This window comes from Thiohalocapsa halophila (assembly GCF_016583825.1).
GTDB classification, from domain to species: Bacteria; Pseudomonadota; Gammaproteobacteria; order Chromatiales; family Chromatiaceae; genus Thiohalocapsa; species Thiohalocapsa halophila.
Genome location: NZ_NRRV01000207.1, coordinates 1 through 1064 on the forward strand (window position 1 = coordinate 1; position 1064 = coordinate 1064).

The window sequence follows — 1064 nt, forward strand, 5'->3', positions numbered from 1 at the left end:
CTTTGGAATATACCGATATGTGAGATACTTCGCGCAGTTTCTCAGATATCGATCCAAAGCCCATGATTCCGGATTCCAGCAGCATCCCGGTCAGCAACCTGAGTGCCGAGCACATCGAAGATATCAAGCTTGCGGCCTCGAAGATGGGGCGCGTGGACCGCCGTGAGTTCCAGGCGACGATGGCCGCGAAGTACTGCGGCGCGAGTGCGCGACGGGCGGAGACGTTGTTTGGCTGGAGTCGCGCTGCGGTCGAGTTGGGTCTGCATGAGAAGCGCACCGGCATCGTTTGTCTGAGTGTCCAGGCGCTCGTCTCCGGCAGGACGTTGTGGGAGGAGAAGTACCCGCAGGCTGCCGCGGCGCTGTGGGAGATCGCCGAAGCGCACGCCCAGCAGGACCCGAGCTTTCGCGGTCCGTTGTCGTATACGCGCCTGACCGCCGCCCGCGCCATCCGCGAGCTCAAGCACCGGGGGTTTGCCGACGCCGTGCTGCCGGCAGCGAGCACCATGGCCGACATCCTCAACCGCAACGGCTACCGGCTGCGCCCGGTGCTCAAGGCCAAGCCCCAAAAAAAATTCCGCAAACCGACGCCATCTTCGCCAACCTCCGCTGCAAGGACGACGCCGGCAACGACCCAAGCGTCACGCGTGTGAGCATCGACTGCAAGGCCACCGTCAACATTGGTCCGTACTCGCGCGGCGGCATGACGCGGGGCGGGAACAAGGCGGCGGACCACGACATGGGCTGCCGGGAGAAGTACACGCCCTTCGGCATCGTCAACGAGGACAGCCGCGAGCTGTATCTGCACTTCGGCAGCTCCGCCAAGACCAGCGACTTCATCGTCGACGGCTTGCAGGCATGGTGGGAGCACTCGCCCACCGCGGCGCGTGAACGCTGTTCTCTCCTGCAGATCAAGGTCGACAACGGCCCCGAGAGCAACGGACAGCGCACGCAGTTCCTCTATCGGATGGTGCAGTTCGCCGATGCCATCGGCAAGCCGATACAACTGCTCTACTTTCCGCCTTACCACAGCAAGTACAACCCGATCGAGCGCTGCTGGGGCATCC

General features: G+C 63.4%; 1 pseudogene. It reads left to right on the forward strand.

Annotation, left to right across the window (positions count from 1 at the left end):
* Positions 1-179: 179 nt before the first annotated feature.
* Positions 180-1064 (forward strand): annotated as a pseudogene (locus tag CKO31_RS26580) (ISAzo13-like element transposase-related protein); the annotation flags it as partial.